We start from the raw sequence: 23,038 nt of genomic DNA, 5'->3' as shown, positions 1-23,038 counted from the left end.
AAGGGCGGCCCGGCCAAGACGGCACGGCCAAGGACGGCCCGGCCAAGACGGCACGGCCAAGGGCGGCCCGGCCAAGACGGCACGGCCAAGGGCGGCCCGGCCAAGACGGCACGGCCAAGCGGCGCGTGGGCGGCACGGCCAAAGACGGCGCGGGGGCACGGCCAAGGACGGCACGGCCAAGGGCGGCACGGCCAGGGGCGGCGCGGCCAAAGGGCGGCATGGCCAAAGGGCGGCGCGGCCAAAGGGTGGCGCGCGACCAGGGCGGGGCGGGGTGAGGTGAGGCTGGGGGTTAGCGGGTGACGTGTTCGGAGATGGCGGCGGCGGCGACAGCGGCTGAGACCGCGGGGGCTACCCGTGGGTCTAGGGGGCTTGGGACGATCGCGTCGGGGCGCAGCTCTCCGGCCACCACTTCGGCTATGGCGTTGGCGGCGGCCAGCTTCATGCCTTCGGTGATGCGGGTGGCGCCGGCGTCGAGCGCGCCGCGGAAGATGCCGGGGAAGGCGAGCACGTTATTGATCTGATTTGGAAAGTCGCTGCGGCCGGTGGCGACGATGGCCGCGTAGCGGGATGCCACGGACGGGTGAACCTCGGGCGTCGGGTTGGCCAGGGCGAAGACCATCGCGCCCGGGGCCATCTTCGACACGAACTCCTCGTCGATGGTGCCGCCGGAGACACCGATGAGCACGTCGGCTCCGTCTAGCGCATCGCCTATGCCGCCGATGAGCCCGCCGCGGTTGGTCACCTCTGCCAGGGCAGCTTTGACCGAGGTGAGGTCTTCGCGTCCGGAGTGGATGATGCCGCGCGAGTCGGCCACCACGACATCTCCGATGCCCGCGGCGAGCAGGATCTTGGAGACGGCCACGCCCGCGGCGCCTGCGCCGGAGATGACGACTTTGAGGTCGCCCAGCTTTCGCTCCAGTACCAAAGCAGCGTTCTTCAATGCCGCAAGGACCACCACTGCCGTGCCGTGCTGGTCGTCATGGAAGACGGGAATGTCGAGCTCTTCGATCAGACGCTGCTCGATCTCGAAGCAGCGCGGCGCGGAGATGTCCTCGAGGTTGATCCCGCCGAAGCCGGGCGCGAGCGCCTTGACGATCCGGATGATCTCTTCGGTGTCCTGAGTGTCGAGACAGATCGGCACGGCGTCAACCCCACCGAACCCCTTGAACAGGATCGCCTTGCCCTCCATCACGGGCAGCGCGGCCTTGGGCCCGATGTTGCCGAGCCCCAGCACGGCCGAGCCGTCGGTGACCACCGCGACGGTGTGCCCCACCCAGGTGTACTTGTGGACAAGTTCCGGTTTCTCGGCAATCGCCTCGCATACCAGCGCCACCCCGGGGGTGTAGGCCAGTGAAAGATCTTCGCGAGTCGCGAGCGGCACTGTGCTGGACACGGCCATCTTGCCGCCCACGTGCCGGTCGAATGCCGGATGCTCCACGAACGACACCCTACAGGGGCCCGATCAAACGTGGGTGGGGCCAGTAGCGGCAAATCACCCTTCCGACGATCTTCGCGGCTCCAAAGACACGCGAGTCGTCGGTGGCATATTCGTTGTCGCCCACGATCCACCAGCCATCCCCCTCTGGACGCACGGCTCGCTTCACGACAAGCAGATCCGGGCGGCTGTGGAAGGTGGCCACCACGACATCACCGGCCCGGACAGGGCGACCGGCACGCCGCACCAGCAGCATGTCCCCATGCTTGAGGGTGGGCGCCATCGACGGGCCCTGTACCAGTACCGGGAACAGCTGGAGTAGCGTCGGCACGGGATCATTGTGCCGTCAATTAGTGGAGGATCCTCGTGAAGTTGTTCCGGCCAACCATCATCGTCAGCGCGCATTGCGACCTGCCGTGCGGTGTTTACGACCCGGCCCAGGCCCGCATCGAGGCGGAGTCGGTAAAGGCCATCTGCGACAAATATCAGGCCAACACGGACCCGGAGTTCCGCACGCGCGCCCTGATTATCAAGGAGCAGCGCTCTGAGTTGGTCAAGCATCACCTGTGGGTGCTGTGGACCGACTACTTCAAGGCGCCGCATTTCGAGAAGTACCCGAACCTGCACCAGCTCTTCAACGAGGCCACCAAGCTCGCCGGGGCCGGCGGCTCGAAGGGCCAGGCCGACTCGGCCGTTGCCGAGCAGCTGCTGTCGAAGATCGACGAAATCGCGAAGATCTTCTGGGAGACGAAGCAGGCTTAGCGTCAGCGGTAACAAAGCTGCAACCAAGGCGGCCGCCGAGCGGTGCTCGAAGGCCGCCTTGGTTTACTCTCGGTAGTAGTGAGCCAGCAGCAGATGATCCAGAGGGCATCGACGGCACTCGTTGATGATGTCGTTGATGTCACCGTGCCCGCAGACGGCGGCTGGCTCGGCATTTTGCGCACTGCGACTGCAGGCATGGCGGCTCGGCTCGGCTTTCCGGGCGACAAGATTGAAGACTTGCGCATCGCAGTTGATGAGGCTTGCGCGATGTTGCTCGTGCTGACTCAGCCCAATGGCGACCTGCACTGCCGCTTCGAGATCAGCGTGGAAGTACTGACCGTAGCCATCTCCGCCAGGATCCGGCCTGGATCCAGATTGCCCGATCCCTCGTCCTTCGGCTGGCGCGTGCTCAGCGGCCTGACTTCGCAGGCGTGGACTGAGCAGGAGGGCGACATGGCCACGATCCGGCTCGCTTGCGAGCGACCCGTGTCCAATCAGGACACTTCATCGGCTAAGGACGCGATTGGTGGGCGGTAGCACCAAAAGTGCGATCACCGCGACCGCGGACAACCCGATGATCAGGCCAAGCCACGCCTTGCCGCCCGTGATCATGTAGTAGGCCGGCGCGAGCACGATCAGCTCCAGCGCGAACACGCCACCGCGCGCGGCGGTGCTGAACCTCCCCAGCGCCAAGATCATGAAGAAGAGCGCGGCCGTGAAGATCAACCCGAACGCGCCCACGTAGAAGGCAAGGATGCTCGGATCGCGGACCAGCAGGACGACATAGATCGCGAACAGACCCAGGACGGCCAGGAACTGGGCCCACAGGACCACTATCGCGATGCGCAGGGTAGCCGGCATGCCGAACACGATAGATTGCGCAGCATGCGAGGGTTACTCGTGGTCAACCCGAAGGCCACCACCACCTCACAGCGCACCCGTGAGGTGCTGGCCGGGGCGTTGCGCAGTGCCATGGAGCTGAAGATCGGCTTCACCCGGCGCCGTGGGCACGGGCACGACCTCGCCGCCTCCGCGGCCGCCGACGGCGTCGACGTGGTCGTCGCGCTCGGCGGGGACGGCACCGTCAACGAGGTGGTCAACGGGCTCATGACCACACCCACCGGCAAGCGGCCCAGGCTCGCGGTGGTCCCCGGCGGCTCGACCAACGTGTTCGTGCGCGCCCTGGGCATCCCCAACAGCCCCGTGGAGGCGACCGGGGTCATCCTGGATGCCCTCAACGCGGGCAGCTCCCGCGAGATCGGGCTGGGGAAGGCCGATGATCGGTATTTCACCTTCTGCGCCGGGTTGGGCATCGATGCCGCTGTCGTCCGCCGCGTCGAGCGTGCCCGTTATCGGGGCCGCCGTTCCACGCCATCGCTCTATCTGCGTTCCGCGCTAAATGAGTATTTTTTCGATGCGATCCGCCGTGATCCCGGACTCACGCTTTCAGCTGTTGGCGAACAAGACCAGACCAACTTGGCCAATGTCATTGTTCAGAACACCGCCCCTTGGACATATTTGGGTGACCGTCCGGTCCATGCCAGCCCGCAAGCTTCCTTCGACAGCGGCTTGGATGTGATGGCGCTGACCGCGTTGCACCCGCCGAGCACCCTTCGGACGGTGGGAAAGATGCTGGCGCTTCGGGATGAGGACTACGGGAAACGGGTAATGCTGCGGCATGACTTGACCGAGTTCACCGTTACGTGTGCCACACCGGAGCCTTTTCAACTCGATGGCGATTACCTCGGTGAGAGGGAAATGGTGAAATTCACGGCTGTTCCAGCAGCTTTACAGGTAATCTGCTAATAGGGAAACGACACGAGCTGGAAATACGTGAGTTTCACTACTTGCCGCTTTAGATTAATCACGAACCGTCACGATCAGAGGATCAGGGTGACGCCCGGTGATCCGGACAAAATGGTCGTGAGCTTGCTCACCCATCCGTCCTAATTTCCGGCACCCCCCTTGACATCGCCGTAGTTCGTGAAAGCATTCACAAGCGTACCGAGCGCCGAACTTCATTGCCCGTTACGCGCCAGCGCCCCGGTTGCGGTCCGTAATTATTCGATCGCATCCAAATCGCGATCCGCGCGTTCGCAATACAGGGGAAGCCGACCGTACCGAAGACCACTGCATTAATGATTCTTTGCCGCGAAGCTAGCTAAGAGGAGTGTTCCCGCCATGGACTGGCGTCACCGTGCTGTCTGCCGAGATGAAGACCCGGAGCTGTTCTTCCCGATCGGGACGTCTGGCCCCGCGATATCTCAGGTAGAGCAGGCCAAAGCGGTGTGCCGGCGCTGTTCGGTCACTGACGAGTGCCTCAAGTGGGCCCTCGAGTCCGGACAGGACGCCGGTGTCTGGGGTGGGATGAGCGAAGAGGAGCGGCGTGCACTTAAGCGCCGCGGCGGCCTTCGGGTCCGCGCCCAGTCAGTGGGCAACTACAGCCTCTGAGACACCCGCCAACACCACCGCGAACAAAATCGAATCGAGCGAGCCCCGGCCATGTGCGCCGGGGCACTCTCGTTTTAGGAGAGTGCTTCAGGCGGCGGGAGCAAGCAAGCGGGCGTTGGCGCGGTCGAGGATTAGTTGCGCCATGTGCCACGAGGCGCCCAGGGGCGGGGCTGCGGCGGCCGCGCCGGCTGAGAGTGCGCTGTGAATCACCATGTCGTACAGGCGGCCGGGGGCGAGGAAGTAGGACGCCACGGCGATACGGCGGCAGCCCTCGGCGCGCAGGGCGGTGACCGCGGCCGCACCCGTGGGCGGCACCCCGGCGGCATAGGCGACACGGCAGGGCACGTTAAAGCGGGCTGAGAGCGCCGCTGCGACGTCTTCGATGCCATCCCTGGCACTGGCCATCCGTGTCCCCGCTGCGGCCAGCACAAGGCCGTCGAAGTCGATGCCGGGCAGCCGCTTACTCAACGCCGTCAGCAGCGGCTCGGTGGGGGCGCCCAGGGTTTCGGTGATGACGCAGTCGAAGCCGGCCACCTGTGCGGGCAGATCGATGGAGCCGTGAAAGGCATTCGTCAAAAGCAAGGGCACCACCACGGTGCCCGCGGGCATGGCCCGCAGCACCTCGGCGGGCGACGGCGGCGACTGCTCCAGGAACGCGACGCGGACATCGAGCCCCGGCCGGACCGCCGCAACGGTCCGAGCCAGGGCCCTCACACACGCGGCCGCGCGTGGATCCTGCGAGCCATGGGCGACTAGCAGGACGCTTCGTGGCGAGGACTCACGCAGCGGCATGCAGACCGCATTCGGTCTTGTCGAACATTGCCCAGCGGCCCGCCCGCACGTCCTCGCCCGGCAGCGTACGCCTTGTACAAGGCCAACACCCAACCGAGCCGTATCCCTGACGAAGCAACTGGTTAACAGGCACATTGTATCGAGCGATGTAGTTGTCCACATCGGACTGACTCCACGCCGCGAGCGGATTCACCTTGACCTTGTTACGCGCGTACTCCCAGTGCACCACCGGAGTCTTGGCCCGGCTAGGCGCCTCGTCGCGGCGCAGGCCGGCGGCCCAGGCGTCGTAGTCGGCAAGCGCCTCCTCCAGGGGGCGCACCTTACGGATCGCGCAACAGGCGTCCGGGTCGCGGTTGAACAGACGCGGGCCGTATTCGCCGTCCTGCTGTCCGACCGTCAGGTCCGGGCGCACCGACTTCACGGTGACCGGGATCGTCTTGGTCACCTGGTCGCGTACCCGCAAAGTCTCTGGGAAATGCAGGCCGGTGTCGAGGAAGACGACATCGACCCCGGGGACCACCCGCGAAGCGACATGCGCCAGCACCGCGTCGGCGAAAGAACTCGTGACACAGAACCTTTCGCCAAACGTGTCGGCGGCCCACTCGATGATGGCCTCGGCCCGCTTGCCCTCCAGGTCGCGTCCGGCCTGAGTGGCCAGTTCTATCAGTCCCTCATCGGCTAGCGTGATCATCTTTCCTCCCAAGCAAACCAACGAACTTGACCGCGAATACTCGCCGGCAGGATCTGCACTCCCACTGGCCGTGCGTTTCCCCGTGCGGGAAGAGAGTCTCCTCGCCGCAGTAGGGGCAGTAGAAGGGCGCGTTCACCGCAACTCTTCCTCGTCGACGCGAAGCACCCATTCCGCGAACGGCTCCTCCGCGTCTTTGCGGCCGGCCAGATAGCGGGTGGTGAGGCGCTCTGCGTATTGCGGAAGTTCGGCCACCGTTGTCTTGAGCCCGCGGAGTTTGCGGCCGAAGTTGGCGTTCTGGCCTTCGGCCATGGTCAGCGAACCTCCCAGGTGGACCTGGAAGCCCTCCACGAGCTCGCCGTCGGCATTCTTCACCAGCTGGCCCTTGAGACCAATATCTGCTATCTGGGTACGGGCACAAGCATTCGGGCACCCATTGATGTTTATGGAAATCGAGCCATCTATCCGCCCGATTGTCTTTTCGAGGTGATCGATGGTCGCCGCCGCGGTGGCCTTGGTCTCCACGATGGCCAGCTTGCAGTACTCAATTCCGGTGCAGGCCATGGTGTCCCGACGCCAGCTGGATGGCCGGGCCTGCAGCCCGATGCCCTCCAGCGCGGAAACCAGCGACTCCACCCGGTCGTCGGCCACATCGAGCACCAGAAGCTTCTGATAGGGCGTAATCCGCACCCGGCCGGAGCCGTGCGCCTCAACGATGTCGGCGAGCTTGGTGAGCTGAGATCCGCTGACCCGGCCCGCAACCGCTGCCACCCCAACGTAGTTCAGCCCGTCGCGCTGCTTGTGCACTCCAATGTGGTCGATCGCATGCCGGGGCAGGTTCGGGGCCGGCCCGTCAATGAGCTTGCGCCCCAGGTATTCGTCCTCCAGCACCTGACGGAATTTCTCGACACCCCAATCGGCGACAAGGAACTTGAGCCGAGCCCGGGAGCGAAGCCTGCGGTAGCCGTAGTCGCGGAAGACCCGGACCACGCCCGCCCACACGTCGGGCACCTCGGCCAGCGGCACCCACGCGCCAAGTCGCTTGGCCAGCATGGGATTGGTCGACAGCCCGCCCCCGACCCACAGGTCGAAACCGGGGCCGCGCTCCGGGTGCTCAACGCCGATGAAGGAGACGTCGTTGGCCTCGTAGGGAACATCGGCCAGCCAGGACACGACCGTCTTGAATTTGCGTGGCAGGTTGGACAGGGTCGGGTCACCGACGTAGGTGTCGACGATCTCGCGGATGGCCGAGGTCGCGTCGAGGACCTCATCCGAGCTGATTCCCGCGACCGGGCTCCCCAGCACGACTCGGGGGGTGTCGCCACAGGCTTCGGTGGTCGACAGGCCCACGGCTTCCAGCTCGCGCCAGACCTGCGGCACGTCCTCTATCCGGATCCAGTGGTACTGAACGTTTTGCCGGTCGGTCAGATCGGCGGTGTCGCGGCCGAACCGGGTCGACAGCGAGGCGAGCGTGCGCAGCTGCGCCAGGTCGAGCTGTCCCCCGTCGACTCTCACCCGCAGCATGAAGTATTCGTCGTCGAGCTCATGCGGCTCAAGAACTGCGGTGCGACCGCCGTCGATGCCCGGCTTGCGTTGCGTGTAAAGCCCATACCAGCGGAACCGTCCCCGCAGGTCGGCCGGGTCGATGGACGCAAAACCGCGATGAGCGTAGATGTTCTCGATCCGGGCGCGCACGTTGAGCGGGTTGTCGTCCTTTTTGCTGCGCTCGTTCGGGTTGAGGGGCTCGCGGTGGCCGAGAGCCCACTGTCCTTCGCCTCTACGGGTCTTGCCTGGGGCTGCCATAGCAGCGTCCCTCCTCAGATGGGGGACACACAGCTACGCGTGATGAACAGAAAGAGAAGAAAACTCACTCACGGCGCAATCTGTGCGCCCGGTCGTGGAAAACAGACGGGGGCGACTGGTTAGCCAGCCGGACAGATGGCGCTGCGCACGCGGCCGAAATCCACATGCCGACGCATTGTCAGCTCTACGTGGTGGCCGGAAGTCATATGGACACCATCTCACGCCCCACAGGTTGGAGCCATGGTGTCTCACATGCTGAAGCTGTGGCGTCCCTTACACCGACTTTGTTAACGGCTCAGGTGGCCCGCTTGTTCAACGGCACCAGGAGGACGGCTTCCGCCCCGCCACCTGGCCTGTTACGAAGTTCGATGGTGCCGCGAAGCTCGCCGGTGGTCAGCGTCCTAATGATCTGCAGGCCAAGGCGTTTCGAGGTGGCCGGGTTGAACCCCTCGGGCAGGCCCCGGCCGTTGTCGGCGACGACGATGTGCAGCTCTTTCTTGCCTCGCTCCACATGCACCACCACCTCGCCACTGTGCGCACCGCCGTCGAAACCGTGCTCCACCGCGTTGAGGAGCAGCTCATTTAGCACCATGACCAGCGGTGTCGCCATTTCCGCGGGAAGAACACCAAATGTCCCTTCACGACGGGTGAAAACCGGCGACTCGGGCGCGGCCACCTCGGCCGCCGCGGTCGCGACCCGATCGATGATCCCGTCGAACTCGACCACCTCGTCGGCCGACATCGACAGCGTCTCGTGCACCAGCGCGATCGAGGCCACGCGGCGTACCGACTCCTCAAGCGCGGCACGGGCTTCCGGCGCCGCCACCCGGCGCGCCTGGAGCCTGAGCAGGGCCGCCACCGTTTGCAGGTTGTTCTTCACCCGGTGGTGGATCTCGCGGATGGTGGCGTCCTTGGTAATGAGCGCCCGGTCACGCCGTTTCACCTCGGTGATGTCCCGGGCGAGCACGAGCGCTCCGATCGGGACGCCGGCCGGCATGAGCGGGAGGGCGCGGGTCAGCACGGTCGCCGTCCGGGCTTCGACCTCCTTGCGGGGCGGGGCATCCCCGCGCAGCGCCGCGAGGATCCGAGCCGCGCACTCCGAGCCCTCGAGCGGATCGTCGGAGAGCCGGTTGAACAGCGCGGCCAGATCCTCCCCCACCAGCGAGGCGGAGAAACCCAGGCGGCGGATGGCCGACTGCGCGTTCGGCGAGGCATAGGTGACCTTGCCGGTGGCGTCCAGGCGGATCAGCCCGTCGCCAACCCGCGGCGCGGAAGTCGTTTCGCCTTCGTGCCGGGGCGGGGGGAAGGTGCCGTCGGCGATCATCTGGGCGAGGTCGTCGGCGGTGGTCAGATAGTTCAGCTCCAGCTGCGACGGGGTGCGCGCGGTGGACAGGTTCGTGTCCCGCCCCACCACCGCGACCACATCGCCGGATTCGCCGTCCGCGCCTCGCCTGCGAACGGGAACGGCTTCATGGCGGGCGGGCGTGTCGCCGTACCAGACCGGGTCGCCTTCCCGCCAGATCCGCCCCTGCGTCCGCGCCACCTCCAGGTGAGCGACCTCCGTGCCGCTCGCCAGCTTGCCCACCTGATCATCCTGGTACGCGGTGGGCGCCGTGGTCGGGCGCACCTGAGCGACGCACACGTAAGCGCCCGCCTCCGCAGGCACCCACAGCAGGAGGTCAGCGAAGGAGAGATCGGAGATGAGCTGCCAATCGCCGGCGAGCCGCTGCAGGTGATCGATGTCCTGCCGGTTGAGAGCGGTATGTTCCTCGACCAGTTCACGCAGCGTGGACGGTTTCACCATCACATTGTGGCAGTGACCTTCTTCAGACCACGGGGAGCATCCGGATCTTCACCCCGGGCCAGCGCTAACGCGAGCGCTAGCTGCTGCAATGGCAGAATTTCCAGCAATGGCGCCAAGCGCTCGTCAATCTTCGGAATGGGCAGGGTGCCCTGTGGCCCGATCCTCACCACATCGGCCCGCTGTTCGGTCAGCCGATCGAGCACCGGGGCCATCGCCTTGCCCCCCAGACCCGAGCCGACGAACGCGAGCACGGGCACGTCGGGGTCGGTCATGGCGAGTGGGCCGTGCAGCAGGTCCGCGCCGGAAAAGGCGAGCGCGGGCAGGTACGAGGTTTCCATCAGCTTGAGCGCGGCCTCCCGCGCGCTGGGGTAGGAGTAGCCGCGGCCGGTGGTCACCACCCGCGCCGCGAAGCGGTAGCGCTGCGCCAGCTCGGTGGCGGTCTTGCGGGCCAGCGTCTTCTCGGCGAGCTTGGGCAGCTCGCTCAGCTCCGCCACCGGCACCTGCCCACCGGCCCGGATCCCTTCGATCAGCATCAGCAGCGCGAGCAGCTCGGCCGTGTAGGTCTTGGTCGCGGCCACCGCCCGCTCGTGCCCGGCCGCGACATCGACCGACAGCTCGGCCGTCTGGGCCAGCGTCGACGACGGGTTGTTGGTGACGGCGAGGGTGAGCGCACCCGACTCGCGCGCTACCCGCAACACCTCGGTCAGGTCCGGCGAGCCGCCGCTCTGCGACACCCCGACCACCAGCGCATGCGACAGGTCGGGCCGTGCGCCGAAGACGGTGATCGCGCTGGGCGAGGCGAGCCCGGCGGCCAGGTTCAGCCGGATCTCGGCCAGATATGTCCCGTAAAGCGCGGCATGGTCGGAGGTGCCGCGCGCGGTGAACACCACGTGCTGCGGCTTGCGCTCCGCGATCACCTTGGCCACCTCGGAAATAGCGGTGACATGAGCGGGTTCGAGCAGGTTGGCGTAGACGGAGGGTTGTTCGGCTATGTCTGCGGCCATCCCCGTGCCGCGCTCATTTGTGTTCGTCACGTGCGCAATCTTGCACGAAACTTCAAATTCTCGCAACACTATGCGCACGAATGCGCAAGCGCCGGGCTCCAGGCGGGGAGACCGGCGCTTGCGGGTTTGCGGGATTTATTCGACTGGGGTCAGCTTGCTCGGATCGTTGGTGGCACGCAGCGGTACCTCCTTGATGAACCAGGCCAGCACCGGGATGACGATCGCGAAGGCGAGCGCCCACCAGAACAGGCCGGAGATGCCGAACGAGATCGCGTGCAGCAGACCGTGCTTGACCTGCGGCGCCAGCTGGGCCAGCTGGTCAGGCTGGAAGTTGCCACCGGCCTCGTCGACCATCTTGGCGGCCGGCGCTCCTAGGGAAGCGGTGATGTCGTCCTTCATGCGGTCGGTGAACACCGCGCCGAACAGGGCCACTCCGAGCGAGCCGCCGATGGACCGGGCGAAGGTGGCCGTGGAGCTGGCCACACCGAGGTCCTTCATCTCCACGCTGTTCTGCGAGATGAGCAGTGTGGTCTGCATCAGACAGCCCATGCCCAGACCCAGCACCACCATGTAGATGGTGGACTCGCCCTTGGAGGTGTCCACATCGAGGCGGGTGAGCAGAAGCATCGCCAGCACCATGATCACGCCGCCGACGATCGGGTAGATCCGGTACTTGCCGGTCTTCGTGATCAGGCGACCGATGACGATCGAGGTGACCATCACGCCGCCCATCATCGGCAGCAGCAACAGCCCGCTGTTGGTGGCCGACGCGCCCTGCACCGTCTGCTGGTAGAGCGGAAGGAACGAGACCGCGCCGAACAGTCCGAAGCCGACGAGGAAACCTATGCCGCTGACCAGGCTGAAGTTGCTGTTCTTGAACAGGTTCAGGGGAAGGATCGGCTCGGCCACCCGCCGCTGGATGGCTATGAACGCGGCGATCGCGATCACGGCGATGACGCCGAGCCCGAGGATCGTCGAGCTGGTCCACGCGTAGTCGTTGCCGCCCCAGGTGGTGATCAGCACGACCGCGGTGATGCCCACGCCGAGCGTGGCCGCGCCCAGCCAGTCGATCTTGTGCTCGGTCCGCTTGGGCGGCAGGTGCAGGAAGGGAATCAGGATCGCCATCGCCGCACCCGCGATCGGGATGTTCATGTAGAAGATCCAGCGCCACGAGGCGTTGTCGGTGATGAGGCCGCCGACCAGCGGGCCCGCGATCATCGACAGGGCCATGATTCCGGCCATCATGCCTTGGTACCGGCCACGCTCCCGCGGCGGCACAAGGTCACCGATGAGGGCGAAGGCGCCCACCATGAGACCGCCGGCGCCCAGACCCTGGAAGGCCCGGAAGATGATGAGCTGGGTCATCGGGCCGATCTGCTCATTGATCGCGGCGAATTCGCCAGCCGCACCCGAGAGCATCGAGCCGAGGATGAACAGGACGATCGAAGTCAGGAAGACGCGCTTGCGGCCGTAGAGGTCGCCGAGCTTGCCCCAGATCGGGGTCGAGACGGTGGTGCCGAGGACATATGCGGTGACCACCCACGACAGCTTGGACAGCCCGCCCAGCTCCCCGATGATCTTCGGCATTGCTGTGCCAACGACCATGTTGTCCAGCATGGCCAGGATCATGGCGAGCATGATTCCCGGGAGAACAAGACGGATGTTGTTGCTTCTCGGGGCTTGCGCCTCTGTAGGCGAAGCCGGTGAAGCTATAGCGGTCACGGCTAGACTCCCTTACTTGCCGACCGGCTAGACTGTTTACTAGCCGTACGGTAAGCTGCCCACTTACCGGTCGTCAAGTAGAATTGGGATCCGATGGCGGACGACACACGTTCGAGAATCCAGGCGGTCGCCCTGGAGCTCTTCACTGAGAAGGGCTATGACTCGACGTCGCTACGCGAGATCGCCGAGGCGCTTGGCGTCACCAAAGCCGCGCTCTACTACCACTTCAAGAGCAAGGAAGAGATCGTCGAGTCGCTGACCGGCGATCACGTGGCGCGAATGGAAGATCTGCTCTCGTGGGCCGAGGAGCAGCCGTCGACCCCCGAATTCCGCCGCGAGTTCCTGACGCGTTACGCGGACAGCCTCAACGTCAGCCAGCACTTCAAGATCATGAAGTTCTTCCAGCAGAACCAGCCCGCGGTGAAGAACATGCCCAACGCGGCCAAGTGGCGGGAGAGCCTCGGCCGCATGATCACCATCCTGATCGGGCCGACCGCAGACCCGGTGGAGCGGATGCGAGTGGGGCTGGCCGTCTTCGGGCTGCACGTGTCATGGATGCTGCTGCCGGAGAACGAGTTCAGCGAGCAGGAGCGGCGCAACGCGGCGATCGCGGTCGCCGAAGGGCTCATCGATCAGAAGTCGTAGCGCAGCCCGAGCAGGCGCACGTTCTCCATCGGCGACCAGTCAAGCCGTGGCTCGCGCACGAAACCCATCCTGTCGTAGAGCCGCTGGGCGTCCTTGGAGAAGTCGCGCACGCAGATCACCACCGCCTTGCAGCCCAGCTCCCGCGCGCGATCGAGGCAGGCCTGGGCCAGCTTGCGGCCGACCCCCTTGCCCTGGGCCGACGGCGCGACGGCCAGCATCCTGAACTCGGCCTCGCCATCGACCGCCAGCTCCGAGAACTCGCTTCCCGGTACCGCGAAAAGAACAGCACCAAGCACAGAACCGCTCTCGTCGGCGCACACCAGCAAGTCGCCGGCCACGGCGCGTGCCGCCACATCGCGAAGCGTTGGCTCGTAGGCGTGACCCGGCCAGGTCTGACCGTCGCCGCGGTAGGCGGCCACGGTCAGCTCGGCGATCGGGTCGAAGTCGGCTGGCGTGGCAGGTCGAACGATCATTCGATGACAGCGATGAGGTCGCCCTCTTGCACGACGTCGCCCTCGTTCACCTTGATGGTGACCGCGCCGTCGGCCTCGGCGATAACCGGGATTTCCATCTTCATCGATTCGAGGATGACCAGAGTGTCGCCGTCTGCGACGGTGTCACCGTCGGAGACCACGACCTTCCACACGTTCGCCACCATCTCGGCACGGATCTCTTCAGCCATTGCTGGTCCCTTCAACGCCGGGTCTTCCCAACGTTGAGTATCCAACCATGGTGTGCCTCGAGGATGGGTCTTAGCCCGGCTCGCGGCTCACCTCAACCTCGATCACAAGCTCCGACAATTTGGCCCGCAACCTGGCCACCAGCTCGGCGGGCGCCTTCTCGTGCCCGCAGCAGCGCCCGACCAGCGCCTTGACCTCTTGCTCGATGCCGTACTCGCGCAGACAAGGCGAGCACTCATCGAGATGATGTTTGATCACAGTGCGCCTGCCCTCGGAACACTCGAGATCAAGGTAGAGATATACCTCGGTCAGCACCTCGCGGCAGTTGACATCGTCTTCAGGCTGGTGATGTTCGTGCTGGTTTTCCATTACGACAAGGCCTCCCGGGTCAGGCCATGCTCGATGGCATACGCCTCAAGAAGCTTGCGCAGGTTGCGGCGACCTCGGTGCAGACGCGACATGACGGTGCCGATCGGCGTGCCCATGATGTCGGCTACCTCCTTGTAAGAGAAGCCCTCCACATCGGCAAGGTACACGGCGAGGCGGAACTCCTCCGGAAGCGACTGCAGCGCTTCCTTCACATCGCTGTCGGGCAACCGCTCGAGCGCTTCGGTCTCAGCCGACTTCAGGCCCGACGAGGTGTGCGACTCGGCTTCGGCTAGCTGCCAGTCGGTGATCTCGTCGGTCGGCGCCTGGATCGGCTGACGCTGCTTCTTGCGGTAGGAATTGATGAAGGTGTTGGTAAGGATGCGGTAGAGCCACGCTTTGAGGTTGGTGCCCTCTTCGAACTGATGGAAGGCGGCGAAGGCCTTGAGCATGGTCTCCTGGACCAGATCCTCAGCGTCGGCGGGATTGCGGGTCATGCGCAGCGCAGCGGCGTAGAGCTGATCGACAAACGGCATCGCATCGCGTTCGAACCGCATGCTCCGCTCGTTGGCGCTCTCTGTGCTGGTCACTCGGGCAACCGCCTTCTGCGACCTTGGCAGTCGCTCAAATGAGGTTACAGCCGGAGCGGCGACCCTGGGCGCGGGGACGGCCGCGGCTGGCCACTCCGGGGAGTTCAGCAGCTTCTCCACGGTTTCCAGCGCGGCATTTTCCGAGCCTCGAGTCACGCAGCGCGTACCGGTTCGCACCATGGCCACCTCTCGCACAAAGTCTGGGTCCGGGGGCTGTAACGCCAAGTCAAGGCCAAGACATTCCGAGGATGCCGGTTACGTGTCCTCGATCACCCGATTGAGCGGACCCAATTGACAACCGCCGTAGCGACCGTATCCAGGTCCTTTCGAAGATCATGCCGAGCGCCCGGGATGACCACCACTTCGATCCCCTGGCTGGGCGTTGGCAGCCCGAACGGGTCCCGGTCACCGTTGACGACGAGCGTCGGAACCCCGCTGAGCAGCTCATCAGCGCGGGTGACGGTGGGTTTTCCGGGCGGGTGCAGGGGAAAGGCGAGCGCGATCACGCCCCTCGCCTTCGCGGCGGCGGCGGTGCGGCACGCCACCCGCGCGCCCGAGGAACGGCCGCCCACGAAGAGCGGCAGCTTGGGAAGGTGGGGCAGCACGGCCAGCCATGCCTCATCCAGCTGGGGCGCGGGGGCCGGCGAACGCCGCCCGGCCACCCGGTACGGCTGGGTGATCAGGGCAATGGCGATCTTCTCGGCCAGCGCGGCCTGTTTGACCGCGATCAGATCGGGAGCGTCCACCCCGCCACCAGCACCGTGCCCGAGCGCGATAAGCGCCCGGGCCTTACCGGTGGGCTGGTAGAGATCGATCTGTGCCTCGCCGCGAGGTGTCGCGACCAGGCTTGTGTTTTCCCGCTTGGTGCTACTGGGCATGTGCTCAGCATGCCCGACTATGGATCAGCACGATGCTCGGATCGGCTCCCGGGTCATCAGCGCCGTGTCCTTTCCGAACGGCTGGGTCGTGCGCTCGACCTGCCGGGGAATCCTCGCCGTGACCGGGCGTCTGGATTGGGGTACCAGCTCACCCGCGGAAACGATGAGGTCGGAGGTGCAATCGGCGAACTGGCGTTCCTCCGGCTGCTCCTCGGTGCGCCAGGCGACGAGCATGGCACGGCGTTCTCGGGCGGTGGTGCCGCCCCAGACTCCGTGACAGTCGCCGACGGACAGTGCCCACGCTAGGCAAGCACCCGCAACCGGGCACCTCGCGCAAAGCTCGATCGCCACATCGGCGGGGGCCATCGGGACAGGAAAGAATGTCTCTGGATCTACCGTCTGGCACACACCCTTTGTGCGCCATGCATTGTCGTGCCGCTCGGTGACTGCGCGAACCAACCGCGGATCGCGGCGTGCAGCTGCCACCTCTTGCGGGCGTGGAATCCGCGCCCGGGTCATCTAGCCCACCTCCCCCGTGGGTTTGACCACCCATCTAGACATGGGTAATCAAACTGTTACTCCTGGTTGTGGCCCTGTGAGGGGCCGACGCTGTTGCTTACCGCATCCTCTCAACCCAAGACAAGGGGTTTACCTCAAACTCGTGACACAAACTGCCACCAATCACCATAAATCTTAGAACAAACTTTCCTGTTCCACGGACTCGCCCAAACGCGCGATAAGGCTTGGGCCATCGTTTCTCACGTTTCCGATAGCGGCTCCCACCGGCCTTATCTCTATCGATGCCAGGTAGCCGGCGGCGGCCGGAGCGAGCAGAGCGGGATCGGCGGGGGCGGTCAGCCACTCCTGCCACCGATCGGGCTCGACCAGCAGCGGCATTCGATGATGGACCTGCTTCAGCTGGCCGGCCGCCTCCATCGTGACGATGGAGCAGGACAGGCCGAACCGGTTCTGAGTCCACAGACCCGCGAAAGCGAAGCCCTCCGGCAGCGTCATATAGAAGGGTTTCTTTTCCACCCACTCGAACCATCCGTCGGCCGGGATCAGGCAGCGCTTGCCGGCGAACGCGCGCGCGAACGCCTTGGCGGTGGCCACCGTCTCCGCCCGAGCATTGATCATGCGGGCGCCCACCTTGGGACTTTCCGCCCACGAGGGCACCAGCCCCCACCGGGCCACGCTCAGCACTCGCCGCTGGGCCGCTTCGTCAATCCGCACAATCGGCGCGGGATCGGTGGGCGCGAGGTTGTAGTCGGGCGCGAGCTGTTCATCGGTCTCGTCGAACGCGGCAAACAACGCGCTCAAATCGGGTGCCGTCCTCGTCGTGGCATACCTCCCGCACATGCCTTGGACTTTAGTCACTGGCAGACTTACACGGGTGACACTCAAGCCGGTGCCTTGGATCGCTCCGACCGCCTCTGCGCCCGTGCAGAGCACCGTCAGCCTGCCCGGATCGAAATCGATGACTGCGCGCGCATTGGTGCTCGCCGCCGCCTCGGTGGGTCCGTCCACTTTGCACGCACCGCTGCGCGCGAGGGACACCGAGCTGATGGCGGCGGGCCTGCGCGCCCTGGGCGTGCACGTCTCCACAATGGACGACAAGCGATGGGAGATCCGGCCCCGTCCCCTGCACGGACCGGCCCACGTCGATGTCGGGCTCTCCGGAACGGTGATGCGCTTTGTCCCGCCGCTGGCCGCGGTGGCCAACGGCGAGGTGACCTTCGACGGCGACCCGTACGCGCGCAAACGCCCGATGGGCCCGATCATCAACGCTTTGCGTGAGCTGGGTGCCCAGATCGACGCCTCCCCCGCCGACGGCCTGCCGCTGGCCATTCACGGCAAGGGAAGCCTGCCCGGCGGAGAGGTCACCATCGACTCGTCGGCGTCCAGCCAATTCGTTTCCGGGCTGCTGCTCTCCGGGGTCGACTACGACCACGGCGTGACCGTGCGCCACGTCGGCCCACCCGTACCAAATGAGCCGCATCTGCGCATGACGGTACAGATGTTGCGCGCCGCGGGGGCTGCCGTCGACGACAGCGTCAAAGACGTCTGGGTGGTCGCGCCCGGCCGGCTCACCGGAAGGGCCTGGCAGATCGAGCCGGACCTGTCCGGGGCCGCCCCCTTCTTCGCCGCCGCGCTCGTCACCGGTGGCCGGGTCACGCTCGCGGGCTGGCCACGTACCAGCGTCCAGGCCGTGGGGAAGGTGCGGGAGATCTTCGCCGCGCTGGGCGGCAGCGTGACCCTCGACGAGTCGGGCCTGACCGTCGCCGGCACCGGCAAGATCCACGCCGTTGATGTCTCGCTGGGCGACATCGCCGAGCTGACGCCCGTGGTAGCCGCGCTGGCGACGCTCGCCGACGGCCCGTCGCACCTGTACGGCGTGGGCAACATCCGCTACCACGAGACCGATCGGCTTGCCGCGCTCGCCACCGAGCTGGGCGGGCTTGGCGCCAGCGTCGAGGAGAAGCCGGACGGTCTGCTCATCACGCCAAAGCCGTTGGCGGGCACCCAGTTCCGCACCTACGACGACCACCGGATGGCCCACGCGGCAGCCGTCATCGGCCTGCGCGTCCCCGAGATCCACCTCGACGACGTGGGCTGCACCGCTAAGACACTTCCCTCGTTTCCCCATCTGTGGGCGGATCTGGTGAAGAGTGGATCCAACAACGGGGCGGAGGGCTGATCCTGTCCAGGAAGCGGGAGTACGACGAGGACGACGTGAGGGTGCGCGCCACCCGGTCGTCCAGATCGCGTCCCCGGACCAGGATCAGGCCAAAGCACGATGACGCGATCGTCGGCTTCGTGGTGGCGGTCGACCGCGGCCGCTACACCGTGATCGTCGACACGCAGGAGATCACCGCCATGCGGGCCCGGGAGCTGGGCCGAAAATCGGTGGTCGTCGGCGACGATGTCCGGCTCGTGGGCGACATCTCCGGGCAGCCCGGCAGCCTGGCCCGCATTGTCCGGGTCGAGGAACGGCGCTCGGTGCTCACCCGCACCGCCGACGACGACGACTCCACCGCCGAGGGCCGCCTCGAACGGGTCGTCGTCGCCAACGCCGACCAGCTGGTGATTGTGAGCGCGCTGGCGGATCCGCCGCCCCGAACGGGTTTCATCGACCGGTGTCTGGTGGCCGCCTACGCCGCCGACATCGAGCCGCTGCTGTGCCTGACCAAGGCCGACCTCGCCGGGGCGAGCGAGCTGCTGGACTATTACGCGGAGCTCGAGGTACCCCACATATTGCTCTCCCCCGACGCAGACCTGGAGCCGTTGCGCGACAGATTGAGCGACCTGGTTTCGGTTTTTGTCGGGCATTCCGGGGTGGGAAAGTCCACTTTGGTCAACCGGCTCATCCCGACGGCGGGCCGCGCCGTCGGCGTGGTCAGCGCGATCGGCAAGGGCCGGCACACGTCGACAAGCGCAGTCGCGCTGCCGCTGCCGTTCGGGCGCGACTCGTGGATCGTCGACACCCCCGGCGTGCGCAGCTTCGGGCTTGCCCACGTCTCCGCAGACGATGTCCTGCACGGCTTCCCAGACCTGGTCGAGGGAAGCACCCAATGCCCTCCCAACTGCGAGCACCTCGCTGACGACTGCAAGCTCGACGCGTGGGTCGCGGCCGGCCACGCCGACGTGCGGCGCCTGGAGTCGTTCCGCCGCCTGCTCACCTCGCGCGATCAGACCTCGACGTAGCCACCTGTGCGCCAGTAGATTCCGTTCTCGCGCTCCATCAGCCCGGCATCGATCAGATACCGTCGCAGCGAGACCCAGTCGTGTTCGTAGAAAGCGCGAAGCACCGCATCGACCTCACGTTCCGGCATCCGCACCCCAGGCTCGAAGGCACAGACGATGTACTCCAGCAGCACCCGCCGCTTACCGGCGCGCGCCGGGAGACGGATGATTCTGCCCTCCTTGTCGAGGAACGGCCTGATCACCGTCGGGGGTTCATCGTGCATGTCCCGACCGTAATAGATCAGATCTGGCGCACGCACGCGAGTTCTATGCGGGGCGCGCTGGCCCGCCGCCTCGGCGACCTCGACCGCGCGGAAGAGGCCCTGCAAGAGGCGCTCGCCGAAGCCCTTCGAAAATGGCCCCATTCCGGGGTACCGGATGAGCCAGCCGCCTGGCTCGTCACCACCGGCTGGCATCGGGCGGTCGACGTGCTGCGCCGGGAACAGGTTGGCCGCGCCAAACTGACTCTGCTTTACCCACCCACCCCGCCCACCCCGCCCTCCTACAACGGCGGCGACGACACCCTCGCCCTCATCTTCGGCTGCTGCCACCCGGCGCTTCCCGAACCGGCGCGGATCGCGTTGACGCTGCGGGCCGTGTGTGGGCTGACCACCGAGGAGATCGCGGCGGCTTTCCTGGTGCCGACACCGACCATGGCCCAGCGGCTGGTCCGCGCCAACCGGCTCATCCGCGATCGGTCGGTCCCGTTCCGTACCCCCGCGCCGGAGGAGCTGGCCGACCGGCTCGGGCCGGTTCTGACCGTCATCTATCTCGTCTACAACGAGGGCTACCTGGCCAACTCGTCCGCCACCGAACAGCGCCGGGACCTGGCCACCCAGGCGCTGGCCCTGGCCGGGCAGCTCGACCTGCTGATGCCCACCGAGCCCGAGGTCGGCGGGCTCGCGGTGCTCCTGGCGCTGTGTGAAGCGCGGGCCGCGAGCCGGTTCGACGACGACGGGCGGCTGGTGCTCCTGTCCGATCAGGACAGATCTCGATGGAACCAGCGCGCCATCCAGGCCGCGGTCGACAAACTCGACCGGGTCCTGGCGCGCCGCCGGCCCGGGCCCTATCAAACCCACGCCGCGATCGCCGCGCTGCACGCCACCGCGGAGTCGGCGAACCAGACCGATTGGGCCCAGATCCGGCTGCTCTACCTAGAGCTCTTCCGGCAGACTTCCAGCCCGCTCGCCCTGCTTTCCGCCTCGGTCGCCACCTGGCGCGCGGTCGGCGCGCAGCGCGCGCTGTGGGAGGTTGACCAGCTCGCGGCACGCCTCGACGGGTACCGGCTCTACCACGCCACCCGCGCTGAGCTGCTGCGGGAGCTGGGCCGGGAGGCCGAGGCGGCGCACGCTCTGCAGCGCGCGCTGGCGCTCACCGCCAACCCGGCCGAACGCGTTCTGCTCACCGAACGCCTAACCGTGTATTCACATAGCGCAGCGATCGGCTAGGTTGTCGGCCATGGCACGCCTTGATGACGACCTCGCGCTTGCGCACGTGTTGGCTGATACCGCCGACTCGATCTCCATGAGTCGATTCAAGGCGCTGGATCTCTACGTGGAGTCCAAGCCCGATCTGACTCCGGTCTCCGACGCGGATACCGCCGTCGAGAAGGCGCTGCGGATGACCCTCGCCCGCACGCGGTCGCGTGACGGCGTGCTCGGCGAAGAGTTCGGGGTCAGCGGCGCCAACCGCAACCGGCAGTGGGTCATCGATCCGATCGACGGAACCAAGAACTACATCAGGGGGGTACCGATCTGGGGCACCCTGATCTCCCTGATGGAAGGGGACACGCCCGTCGTCGGGCTGGTCTCCGCACCCGCGATCGGGCGCCGCTGGTGGGCCGCCCGCGGGCTGGGCGCCTTCGCCGGGCGGCACCAGTCCAACGCCGTACCCATCAAGGTTTCCGGCGTCCGCCGCCTCGCCGACGCGAGTTTCTGCTACTCCTCGCTCGACGGCTGGGAGCAGACCGGACGGCTTTCCTCGGTGCTCGACCTGATGCGCAAAACCTGGCGCAGCCGGGCCTACGGCGACTTCTACGGGTACATGCTGCTCGCCGAGGGCGCGCTCGACATCATGGTCGAGCCCGAGCTGATGCTGTGGGACATGGCCGCACTCGTGCCCATCGTGACCGAAGCCGGTGGCGCTTTCAGCGATCTGTCCGGTCGGCCCGGTGTTGGCGGCGGGTCCGCGGTCGCCACGAACGGACAGTTGCACACTGACGTACTCGAAAGACTTACCCCGAGCGGCCTTCACGCTCTGTAGTCGCGGTAACGCCCGTGAGTTACTTGGCAACGGACTGAGGCGTATTGCAGCCACTAGGGTCTAAGCTGCGGGGGTGGTTTCCTCGGGTTGGTTATTCCTAGCGGCAATGATCGCCGCATACGGCATCGCTAACCTGCTCCAATCCATGGCAGCGACCAAAACCGCGACGACCGACAACCTCGACCCCGGTCTATTGCTTCGCCTCTTCGGTCACCGTACGTATCTGCTTGGCCTGCTGTGTCAGATCTTCGGTTTCTTCTTCGCTCTGGCGGCTAGACGCGACCTGCCCCTGTTCCTTGTCCAGTCGGCGGTCACCGCCGGCTTATGTGTCACCGCACTGCTCGGGGTGGTCATCCTCAAGTGGCGCCTGCCCATAGCCGAGGTAGCCCTGCTGACCCTGGTCGTGCTCGGCATCGGTGCGCTGGCGGCCTCGGCTGAGCCGAGCAAGGGCGAGCAGCTCGGCATCCGCGGCATCATCGCGCTCATCGTCGCGCTGGCCGTGATCGCCGTCGGCAGCACCTTCGCCGGACGCATCAAGGGCGTCCTCGGCTCGGTCGTGCTCGGCTCGATCGCCGGCCTCTGCTTCTCCTCCGCCGCCATCGCCGCGCGCCCCTTGGCCGGCGCCCACAGCGTCGCCGAGTTCGTGCTCAACCCGCTGCTCTATCTGGTGATCGCGCATTCGCTCACCGGCCAGCTGCTGCTCGGCCTGGCGATGCAGCGCGGCTCCACCAACGCCGCCGTCGCCGGCATGGACGCCGCAGGCGCTGTCCCCGCCGCCGTCATCGGCCTCGTCCTCCTCGGCGACCAAATGCGCCCCGGCCGCGAATGGCTCGCGGTGATCGGATTCGTGGTCACCCTAGGCGCGGTCATCGCCCTCACCAGATACGCCGAGCCACAACACGAGCTAGTCGCCGAGCCGGCTCCACTACCGTTCCGCCGCCGCTCCGCCTCTGTCCCAGGCCTCCCCGAACACCCCGCCCGAGGCGTCGTCGAGGTCCCCGAAGCGGTCCCGGTCTGCCGCACCCACGTCACGGTCGCCCTCCAACGCCCCCTCCACCGCGCCGCCAACGGCCACACCCCCGCACCCGCCGTCACCAACGGCCACACCCCAACCGTCACCGCCAACGGCCACACCCCAGCGACCGCCAACGGCCACGCCGCCCCACAGCCGGCCAACGCCCACGCAACCGCAACCAACGGCCACAGCCCGGCGACCGTCAACGGCCACGCGACCACCAACGGCCACACCATCACCACCACCACCAACGGCCACACCAACGGCCTAGAGGTCCACCCCCGCCGCCCCAGCCCCGCCGTAGTCGACTAACCCCGCGCCCCGCGCCCCGCGCCCCGCGCCCCGCGCCCCGCGCCCCGCGCCCCGCGCCCCGCGCCCCGCGCCCCGCGCCCCGCGC

Annotated in this window: 26 protein-coding genes and 2 pseudogenes; 11 read left to right on the top strand and 17 right to left on the bottom strand. The window is 66.5% G+C overall.

Features of this window, described 5'->3' with window-relative positions:
- Nucleotides 1-275 (top strand): hypothetical protein (locus Rhe02_RS46445; protein ID WP_203914967.1); only part of this gene is annotated, 275 nt, incomplete at its 5' end.
- Between the two features lie 14 nt (nt 276-289).
- Here Rhe02_RS46445 and Rhe02_RS46440 read toward each other — a convergent pair.
- A complete protein-coding gene (locus Rhe02_RS46440) occupies nt 290-1,399 on the bottom strand; it encodes an NAD(P)-dependent malic enzyme (protein ID WP_203914975.1) in 1,110 nt (369 codons plus the stop codon).
- 49 nt (nt 1,400-1,448) lie between these two features.
- Nucleotides 1,449-1,766: a S24/S26 family peptidase gene (locus Rhe02_RS46435; protein ID WP_373320799.1), complete on the bottom strand. Its 318-nt coding sequence runs from the start codon at nt 1,764-1,766 to the stop codon at nt 1,449-1,451.
- Nucleotides 1,767-1,822: 56 nt separating this feature from the next.
- Here Rhe02_RS46435 and sodN point away from each other — a divergent pair, with 56 nt between their 5' ends.
- Together sodN and Rhe02_RS46425 are read left to right on the top strand one after the other, a co-directional pair.
- Nucleotides 1,823-2,197: a superoxide dismutase, Ni gene (sodN, locus tag Rhe02_RS46430; protein ID WP_275412698.1), complete on the top strand. Its 375-nt coding sequence runs from the start codon at nt 1,823-1,825 to the stop codon at nt 2,195-2,197.
- A gap of 93 nt (nt 2,198-2,290) precedes the next feature.
- Entirely contained in the window at nt 2,291-2,734 is a 444-nt protein-coding gene (locus tag Rhe02_RS46425) for an ATP-binding protein (RefSeq protein WP_239124506.1), read from the top strand.
- Here Rhe02_RS46425 and Rhe02_RS46420 read toward each other — a convergent pair.
- Nucleotides 2,702-3,058 carry a hypothetical protein gene (locus Rhe02_RS46420; RefSeq protein ID WP_203914966.1) on the bottom strand — a complete coding sequence of 119 codons (357 nt, stop codon included), beginning with the start codon at nt 3,056-3,058 and terminating at the stop codon, nt 2,702-2,704. The genes Rhe02_RS46425 and Rhe02_RS46420 overlap by 33 nt on opposite strands.
- Nucleotides 3,059-3,082: 24 nt before the next feature.
- On the opposite strand from Rhe02_RS46420, the gene Rhe02_RS46415 reads away from it, so the two are divergent.
- Together Rhe02_RS46415 and Rhe02_RS46410 are read left to right on the top strand one after the other, a co-directional pair.
- Nucleotides 3,083-4,003: a diacylglycerol/lipid kinase family protein gene (locus Rhe02_RS46415; protein WP_203914965.1), complete on the top strand. Its 921-nt coding sequence runs from the start codon at nt 3,083-3,085 to the stop codon at nt 4,001-4,003.
- 375 nt (nt 4,004-4,378) lie between these two features.
- Nucleotides 4,379-4,648 carry a WhiB family transcriptional regulator gene (locus Rhe02_RS46410; protein WP_203914964.1) on the top strand — a complete coding sequence of 90 codons (270 nt, stop codon included), beginning with the start codon at nt 4,379-4,381 and terminating at the stop codon, nt 4,646-4,648.
- A gap of 87 nt (nt 4,649-4,735) precedes the next feature.
- Here the strand turns inward: Rhe02_RS46410 and Rhe02_RS46405 are convergent, their stop codons facing one another.
- From Rhe02_RS46405 to Rhe02_RS46380, 6 genes are all read right to left on the bottom strand, one after another.
- Entirely contained in the window at nt 4,736-5,440 is a 705-nt protein-coding gene (locus Rhe02_RS46405; RefSeq protein WP_203914963.1) for a sirohydrochlorin chelatase, read from the bottom strand.
- Nucleotides 5,427-6,131 (bottom strand): phosphoadenylyl-sulfate reductase, encoded by a 705-nt coding sequence (locus tag Rhe02_RS46400; RefSeq protein WP_203914962.1) that lies wholly within the window; start codon nt 6,129-6,131, stop codon nt 5,427-5,429. Before Rhe02_RS46400 ends, Rhe02_RS46405 begins: the two co-directional genes overlap by 14 nt.
- Nucleotides 6,132-6,263: 132 nt before the next feature.
- Nucleotides 6,264-7,931, bottom strand: coding sequence for a nitrite/sulfite reductase (locus tag Rhe02_RS46395; RefSeq protein WP_203914961.1), 1,668 nt, complete (start codon nt 7,929-7,931; stop codon nt 6,264-6,266).
- A 295-nt stretch (nt 7,932-8,226) separates the two neighbouring features.
- Nucleotides 8,227-9,732 carry a sensor histidine kinase gene (locus Rhe02_RS46390; protein ID WP_239124503.1) on the bottom strand — a complete coding sequence of 502 codons (1,506 nt, stop codon included), beginning with the start codon at nt 9,730-9,732 and terminating at the stop codon, nt 8,227-8,229.
- 2 nt (nt 9,733-9,734) lie between these two features.
- Nucleotides 9,735-10,739: an SIS domain-containing protein gene (locus tag Rhe02_RS46385; RefSeq protein ID WP_203914971.1), complete on the bottom strand. Its 1,005-nt coding sequence runs from the start codon at nt 10,737-10,739 to the stop codon at nt 9,735-9,737.
- 135 nt (nt 10,740-10,874) lie between these two features.
- Nucleotides 10,875-12,377: an MDR family MFS transporter gene (locus Rhe02_RS46380; RefSeq protein ID WP_203914970.1), complete on the bottom strand. Its 1,503-nt coding sequence runs from the start codon at nt 12,375-12,377 to the stop codon at nt 10,875-10,877.
- 177 nt (nt 12,378-12,554) lie between these two features.
- Here Rhe02_RS46380 and Rhe02_RS46375 point away from each other — a divergent pair, with 177 nt between their 5' ends.
- Nucleotides 12,555-13,106 (top strand): TetR/AcrR family transcriptional regulator, encoded by a 552-nt coding sequence (locus Rhe02_RS46375; protein ID WP_203914960.1) that lies wholly within the window; start codon nt 12,555-12,557, stop codon nt 13,104-13,106.
- Here the strand turns inward: Rhe02_RS46375 and Rhe02_RS46370 are convergent.
- The 7 genes and pseudogenes from Rhe02_RS46370 to Rhe02_RS46340 form a co-directional block, all read right to left on the bottom strand.
- On the bottom strand, nt 13,094-13,579 hold the full coding sequence (locus tag Rhe02_RS46370; RefSeq protein WP_203914959.1) for a GNAT family N-acetyltransferase: 486 nt from the start codon (nt 13,577-13,579) through the stop codon (nt 13,094-13,096). The genes Rhe02_RS46375 and Rhe02_RS46370 overlap by 13 nt on opposite strands.
- The gene (locus Rhe02_RS46365; RefSeq protein ID WP_203914958.1) at nt 13,576-13,788 is read right to left on the bottom strand and encodes a biotin/lipoyl-binding carrier protein; all 213 of its coding nucleotides are present in this window, start codon (nt 13,786-13,788) and stop codon (nt 13,576-13,578) included. Before Rhe02_RS46365 ends, Rhe02_RS46370 begins: the two co-directional genes overlap by 4 nt.
- Nucleotides 13,789-13,858: 70 nt before the next feature.
- Complete coding sequence (rsrA, locus tag Rhe02_RS46360; RefSeq protein ID WP_203914957.1) at nt 13,859-14,155, bottom strand: mycothiol system anti-sigma-R factor; 297 nt, start codon at nt 14,153-14,155, stop codon at nt 13,859-13,861.
- Nucleotides 14,155-14,772 (bottom strand): sigma-70 family RNA polymerase sigma factor, encoded by a 618-nt coding sequence (locus Rhe02_RS46355; protein WP_203914969.1) that lies wholly within the window; start codon nt 14,770-14,772, stop codon nt 14,155-14,157. The genes rsrA and Rhe02_RS46355 overlap by 1 nt, the downstream gene beginning before the upstream one ends.
- A 239-nt stretch (nt 14,773-15,011) precedes the next feature.
- Nucleotides 15,012-15,620 carry an alpha/beta hydrolase family protein gene (locus tag Rhe02_RS46350; RefSeq protein WP_203914956.1) on the bottom strand — a complete coding sequence of 203 codons (609 nt, stop codon included), beginning with the start codon at nt 15,618-15,620 and terminating at the stop codon, nt 15,012-15,014.
- 198 nt (nt 15,621-15,818) lie between these two features.
- Nucleotides 15,819-16,139, bottom strand: a pseudogene (locus tag Rhe02_RS50355) (WhiB family transcriptional regulator); the annotation flags it as partial.
- Nucleotides 16,140-16,313: 174 nt separating this feature from the next.
- The gene (locus Rhe02_RS46340) at nt 16,314-16,979 is read right to left on the bottom strand and encodes an SOS response-associated peptidase (RefSeq protein ID WP_203914954.1); all 666 of its coding nucleotides are present in this window, start codon (nt 16,977-16,979) and stop codon (nt 16,314-16,316) included.
- On the opposite strand from Rhe02_RS46340, the gene aroA reads away from it, so the two are divergent.
- Together aroA and rsgA are read left to right on the top strand one after the other, a co-directional pair.
- On the top strand, nt 16,978-18,318 hold the full coding sequence (aroA, locus tag Rhe02_RS46335; protein WP_203914953.1) for a 3-phosphoshikimate 1-carboxyvinyltransferase: 1,341 nt from the start codon (nt 16,978-16,980) through the stop codon (nt 18,316-18,318). The genes Rhe02_RS46340 and aroA overlap by 2 nt on opposite strands.
- Nucleotides 18,270-19,325 carry a ribosome small subunit-dependent GTPase A gene (gene rsgA / locus Rhe02_RS46330; protein WP_373320798.1) on the top strand — a complete coding sequence of 352 codons (1,056 nt, stop codon included), beginning with the start codon at nt 18,270-18,272 and terminating at the stop codon, nt 19,323-19,325. The genes aroA and rsgA overlap by 49 nt, the downstream gene beginning before the upstream one ends.
- Here rsgA and Rhe02_RS46325 read toward each other — a convergent pair.
- A complete protein-coding gene (locus tag Rhe02_RS46325; protein WP_203914952.1) occupies nt 19,310-19,588 on the bottom strand; it encodes a DUF2087 domain-containing protein in 279 nt (92 codons plus the stop codon). The two genes, rsgA and Rhe02_RS46325, sit on opposite strands and share 16 nt — an antisense overlap.
- On the opposite strand from Rhe02_RS46325, the gene Rhe02_RS46320 reads away from it, so the two are divergent.
- The 3 genes and pseudogenes from Rhe02_RS46320 to Rhe02_RS50350 form a co-directional block, all read left to right on the top strand.
- Nucleotides 19,583-20,812: an RNA polymerase sigma factor gene (locus tag Rhe02_RS46320; protein ID WP_275412696.1), complete on the top strand. Its 1,230-nt coding sequence runs from the start codon at nt 19,583-19,585 to the stop codon at nt 20,810-20,812. The genes Rhe02_RS46325 and Rhe02_RS46320 overlap by 6 nt on opposite strands.
- 10 nt (nt 20,813-20,822) lie before the next feature.
- On the top strand, nt 20,823-21,626 hold the full coding sequence (gene hisN, locus Rhe02_RS46315; protein ID WP_203914950.1) for a histidinol-phosphatase: 804 nt from the start codon (nt 20,823-20,825) through the stop codon (nt 21,624-21,626).
- 106 nt (nt 21,627-21,732) lie between these two features.
- Nucleotides 21,733-22,530 (top strand): annotated as a pseudogene (locus Rhe02_RS50350) (hypothetical protein); the annotation flags it as partial.
- Between the last annotated feature and the right edge of the window lie 508 nt (nt 22,531-23,038).

Origin of the sequence: Rhizocola hellebori (assembly GCF_016862955.1) — a bacterium.
Taxonomy (GTDB): Bacteria; Actinomycetota; Actinomycetes; order Mycobacteriales; family Micromonosporaceae; genus Rhizocola; species Rhizocola hellebori.
Note: the sequence above shows the minus strand (reverse complement) of the source record. Positions and strands in the feature narration are given on the sequence as shown.

Excerpts from the sequence above, each read along its gene's own strand:
- Rhe02_RS46440 (WP_203914975.1), bottom strand. The coding sequence starts at position 1,399 with ATGGCCGTGTCCAGCACAGTGCCGCTCGCGACTCGCGAAGATCTTTCA.
- Rhe02_RS46425 (WP_239124506.1), top strand. The coding sequence starts at position 2,291 with ATGATCCAGAGGGCATCGACGGCACTCGTTGATGATGTCGTTGATGTC.
- Rhe02_RS46420 (WP_203914966.1), bottom strand. The coding sequence starts at position 3,058 with ATGCCGGCTACCCTGCGCATCGCGATAGTGGTCCTGTGGGCCCAGTTC.
- Rhe02_RS46415 (WP_203914965.1), top strand. The coding sequence starts at position 3,083 with ATGCGAGGGTTACTCGTGGTCAACCCGAAGGCCACCACCACCTCACAG.
- Rhe02_RS46410 (WP_203914964.1), top strand. The coding sequence starts at position 4,379 with ATGGACTGGCGTCACCGTGCTGTCTGCCGAGATGAAGACCCGGAGCTG.
- Rhe02_RS46405 (WP_203914963.1), bottom strand. The coding sequence starts at position 5,440 with ATGCCGCTGCGTGAGTCCTCGCCACGAAGCGTCCTGCTAGTCGCCCAT.
- Rhe02_RS46400 (WP_203914962.1), bottom strand. The coding sequence starts at position 6,131 with ATGATCACGCTAGCCGATGAGGGACTGATAGAACTGGCCACTCAGGCC.
- Rhe02_RS46395 (WP_203914961.1), bottom strand. The coding sequence starts at position 7,931 with ATGGCAGCCCCAGGCAAGACCCGTAGAGGCGAAGGACAGTGGGCTCTC.
- Rhe02_RS46385 (WP_203914971.1), bottom strand. The coding sequence starts at position 10,739 with ATGGCCGCAGACATAGCCGAACAACCCTCCGTCTACGCCAACCTGCTC.
- Rhe02_RS46380 (WP_203914970.1), bottom strand. The coding sequence starts at position 12,377 with ATGCTCGCCATGATCCTGGCCATGCTGGACAACATGGTCGTTGGCACA.
- Rhe02_RS46375 (WP_203914960.1), top strand. The coding sequence starts at position 12,555 with ATGGCGGACGACACACGTTCGAGAATCCAGGCGGTCGCCCTGGAGCTC.
- Rhe02_RS46370 (WP_203914959.1), bottom strand. The coding sequence starts at position 13,579 with ATGATCGTTCGACCTGCCACGCCAGCCGACTTCGACCCGATCGCCGAG.
- Rhe02_RS46365 (WP_203914958.1), bottom strand. The coding sequence starts at position 13,788 with ATGGCTGAAGAGATCCGTGCCGAGATGGTGGCGAACGTGTGGAAGGTC.
- rsrA (WP_203914957.1), bottom strand. The coding sequence starts at position 14,155 with ATGGAAAACCAGCACGAACATCACCAGCCTGAAGACGATGTCAACTGC.
- Rhe02_RS46350 (WP_203914956.1), bottom strand. The coding sequence starts at position 15,620 with ATGCCCAGTAGCACCAAGCGGGAAAACACAAGCCTGGTCGCGACACCT.
- aroA (WP_203914953.1), top strand. The coding sequence starts at position 16,978 with ATGCCTTGGACTTTAGTCACTGGCAGACTTACACGGGTGACACTCAAG.
- Rhe02_RS46340 (WP_203914954.1), bottom strand. The coding sequence starts at position 16,979 with ATGTGCGGGAGGTATGCCACGACGAGGACGGCACCCGATTTGAGCGCG.
- Rhe02_RS46325 (WP_203914952.1), bottom strand. The coding sequence starts at position 19,588 with ATGCACGATGAACCCCCGACGGTGATCAGGCCGTTCCTCGACAAGGAG.
- hisN (WP_203914950.1), top strand. The coding sequence starts at position 20,823 with ATGGCACGCCTTGATGACGACCTCGCGCTTGCGCACGTGTTGGCTGAT.